This is a genomic window from Eubacterium sp. OM08-24 (assembly GCF_003438075.1).
Classification (GTDB): Bacteria; Bacillota; Clostridia; order Oscillospirales; family Acutalibacteraceae; genus Ruminococcoides.
Window position 1 is genome coordinate 1 of the sequence record NZ_QSTA01000017.1, and the last position, 3909, is coordinate 3909.

The following is a 3909-nucleotide window of genomic DNA, read 5'->3' on the forward strand; positions in this document are numbered from 1 at the left end:
GGCGGTAACAAGTTTATCGTAAAAGACGGCGACACAATCACAATCGGTAACACAGCTTATGATGGCGATACAATTACAATTACTCTTGAGGCAGAGAACGAGATCGGTTCTTCCGAGTCAAAAGCAACATTCAAGAAAAAAGTACAGGGCGGCACAACAGCTCCTGTAAAAACATCATCTCGTCTTGTTGTAAAGACAGCTGACGGTTCAGCTCCTTATGTATATGCTTGGACAGGCGCAAGCAACGCACTTCTCGGTGCATGGCCTGGCACACAGCTTACATCTAAGGATGATAACGGTGACTACTATGTTGACATTAATACAACAGAAACTTACAATGTAGTGCTCAATAACGGCGGCAAAGTACAGTCAGCTGATATTACAGGCATTACAGGCGACGCAATTATCACAGTTAAAAATACAGCATTCTCTTCTTATGATCTTGAGATTGTAGAAACTCCTGCTTCACCGCTCGAGCAGCTTAAGAAAGAGGGAAGAGAAGTTAAAGCAATGTCTTCTTCCGATTACACAGCATCTTCATGGACAACTGTTGAATCAGTTATGAAGTCGGTTGACGCACTCGTTGCACAGGGCGGTGATGCTGACGACGATCAGGTTACTGCAATGATAACAACATTACAGAACGCAAAGGCTAAGTTACAGCTTAATGTTCCTGCACTCGGCTATGCAGTTAAGGGCAAGAATACAGTAAGCGGTGTTGCTGCTCCTGCTTCAAAGGTAACAGTAACAGTAAACGGCACAGCATACACAACACAGGCTGACGATGTAACAGGTGTATTTACAGTTACAACAGCTACACTTAACGCTTCATCAAAGCTTACATTCAAGGCAGAGAGGAACGGCGTATCTTCGGCAATCGGTTCATATAATATGTCTAAGGGCAATATTACAAGTCCTGTTATTCCGACAGTACAGCCTACAACAGCAAAACCAACTCAGCCAACTCAGCCAACCACTCAACCGACCACAGCCAAACCTACACAGAGCAAAAATCTTAATGTAACCGCTACATCAAACTACTTCCCGAGTGCAAAGGTTACACTTGTAAACAACAAAGAGCTTTGTGTTGAATATGAACTGCAGTCATCAATGAAACTTGTAAACGCAGAGTGGGCACTTAATTACGATTCTTCAAAACTTAAGCTTGATGTTGCCCGTTCAAAAGATTTTATGCCGAATGTTTCAAACGAGGTTACAAACATCAAAACAGGCCGTATCTTATCCAACTTTACGGATATTACTGACCTTAAGGACTTTACAAACAAAAAGACATTTGTAAGAGCTTACTTTAATGTTATAGGTACAGGCAGTACGACAGTAGACCTTAATCTTAAAACTCTTTGCGTAGGTTTTATTGACAATGATTTAAAAGTCAACTTTGAGGCAGTTGTAAGAAACAGCGTTATTCAGAGCGGTGTTACTTCTGCTGCAGGTTACGAAAAACTTGCGATAAACAAAAATACAAAGGCATATTTGTATAGTGACGATGATGTAATGCTCGGCGATGTTACAGGCGACGGACAGATAGATGTAAACGATGTAACCGCTATACAGCTTTATATTGCTCAGAATCAAAGTTTTACCGATAAGCAGAAAGAAGCAGCGGATGTTAATAAAGACGGAAAAATTTCTGTCTTGGATGTAACAAGAGTTCAGCAGTACATTGCGAGATCTTTTGATGAATTTTAAATTATTTACAGCTGACAACTTAAAATAATCCGATAAAGCGCCGCTCGTAATTAAGGTTACGAGCGGTGCTTTTTTGTTGTAATCTAATTTGCAATAACATAAATTTTTAATTCAGGACGGTGGGTTAGTTGCTTGCAAAGTATTGTTGCCCGACCGAAAATAGGCTGACACAATTTATCAAAATTTTTCCTTCAACATAAATATTGTTTTTGCACAGAAAAGTATGTATAATAATGTAAGAAACTTTCTTGGTAAGGAGTATATTATGACCTGCAATGAATTTGACGGCTATGTCTGCGTTGACGGAGTGTATGACCTTGACCTGCGGCAAACTCTTGACTGCGGACAGAGCTTTCGCTGGAGCGAAAATCCCGACGGCTCGTTTGACGGCATTGCCTTTGGCAAAAAAGTAAGAGTAAAACTTGACGGCAGCAGCCTTTACATAGAAAATGCCACAAAGGCGGATTTTGAAAATATTTGGAAAGACTACTTTGACCTTGAACTCGATTACGGAAAAATCAGAGAAGAAATAAGCAAAATTCACCCCATGCTTAAAGAGGCGGCAAAATATGCTCCCGGTATAAGAATATTAAGGCAAGAGCCTTATGAGGCACTCTGTACATTCATTATTTCACAAAATAACAATATAAAAAGAATCAAGGGCATTGTTCAAAGACTTTGCGAAAACTTCGGAGAAGAAATTTCTCCCGGAGATTTTGCTTTTCCTACACCGCAAAAAATGGCGGAACTTTCAGCCGATGACCTTGCGCCTTTAAGGGCAGGCTTTCGTAATCGTTACCTTATAGATGCGGCGCAAAAGGTTTACAACGGTGAGGTTGACCTTGAAAGCTGCCGTACGCTTGATTACGAGCAGGCACGAAAAGAGCTTATGAAAATTACGGGTGTCGGAGTTAAGGTTGCCGACTGCACTCTGCTTTTTGGTTTACACAGAATAGAGGCTTTTCCTGTTGATGTATGGATGAAAAAGGCAATGGAAAAGCTTTTCCCCGGTATGACGCCGTCGGATTTCGGCGATTGTGCGGGAATAGCACAACAATACATATTTCATTACAGCAGAATGCACCCGGAATTGTTTGATTAACAATAATAATGTGAGAATGGAACGGCAAATTGCACATAATTCCGTAGTTGAATTTGTAAAATTTGCCGTTTTTCATTTTTCTATAATAAAATTATAGAAATTGTGATAATTTTGTGATAACATTATAAACGATAGGGCAGGATGCCCTTGGAAGTTTTGAAAGGAGTAATCAAACTAATGAACAAGCACGGAATGCTAAAAGCGACAAGCGTTGTAATTGCACTTTGCACCGTTATGTCAAGCACAACCTTTGCATTCTCAACAGTGGCAAGTGCTGCTACCGTTGATACTACAGAAACAGTATCTGCTTCTACAACAAAGAGCAAAGATAACTTTTCTTGGGACAATGCATCGGTTTACTTTCTCTTAACCGACCGTTTCAGAAACGGAAACACATCAAACGACCACTCATACAACAGAGGTCTTGACCAGAGCGGTAAGGTTGTTTCTAACATTGATGACAGAGCTACCTTCCACGGCGGCGACTTTGCCGGTGTTACACAGTCTATCGAAGATGGTTATTTCAATAACCTCGGTGTAAACGCAATCTGGATTTCCGCTCCGTATGAGCAGATACACGGTTATGTGGTAGGCAGCGACGGTAATCCAAGTTACGCTCACTATTCATACCACGGCTACTATGTTCTCGACTACACACAGACAGACGCAAACTTCGGTACTGCCGAGGAGTTTGAAACTCTTGTTGACACAGCTCATGAGCACGGCATCAGAGTTATTATGGATATCGTAATGAACCACTCAGGTTACAACTCGCTTTACGATATGGCAGAGTATGGTTACGGCACAGTAGCACCGGGCTGGGAAGACGCATACTATTCACATCAGAATGTAAACAACAAAACATATCACAGCTTTATCGACTACAATACAAATGAAGCAGACTGGGCTAACTGGTGGGGTCCTGATTGGATTCGTTGCGGTGTAGCAGGTTATACAGAAGGTGGTGGAAGTGACCTCACAAGATGTCTTGCGGGTCTTCCTGACTTTAAAACAGAACAGGCTTCTACAGTAGGTCTTCCAAAAATTCTCCAGACAAAGTGGAGCAGAGAGGGCAGACTTGATTCTGAAACAGCAAA

At 41.4% G+C, this 3909-nt stretch carries 3 protein-coding genes; all 3 read left to right on the plus strand.

What is annotated here, in order from left to right; translation table 11 throughout:
• A partial coding sequence (locus tag DXC23_RS12255; RefSeq protein WP_147329144.1) for a dockerin type I domain-containing protein occupies positions 1 to 1710 on the plus strand: 1710 nt, incomplete at its 5' end.
• A 265-nt stretch (positions 1711 to 1975) separates the two neighbouring features.
• On the plus strand, positions 1976 to 2812 hold the full coding sequence (locus tag DXC23_RS12260) for a DNA-3-methyladenine glycosylase (protein ID WP_117706832.1): 837 nt from the start codon (positions 1976 to 1978) through the stop codon (positions 2810 to 2812).
• Between the two features lie 177 nt (positions 2813 to 2989).
• On the plus strand, positions 2990 to 3909 hold a 920-nt coding region (locus tag DXC23_RS12265; protein ID WP_242997523.1), incomplete at its 3' end, for an alpha-amylase family glycosyl hydrolase.

What these genes read in the sequence shown, in the direction of transcription:
- DXC23_RS12260 (WP_117706832.1), top strand. Translation starts at nt 1,976, where the DNA reads ATGACCTGCAATGAATTTGACGGCTATGTCTGCGTTGACGGAGTGTAT.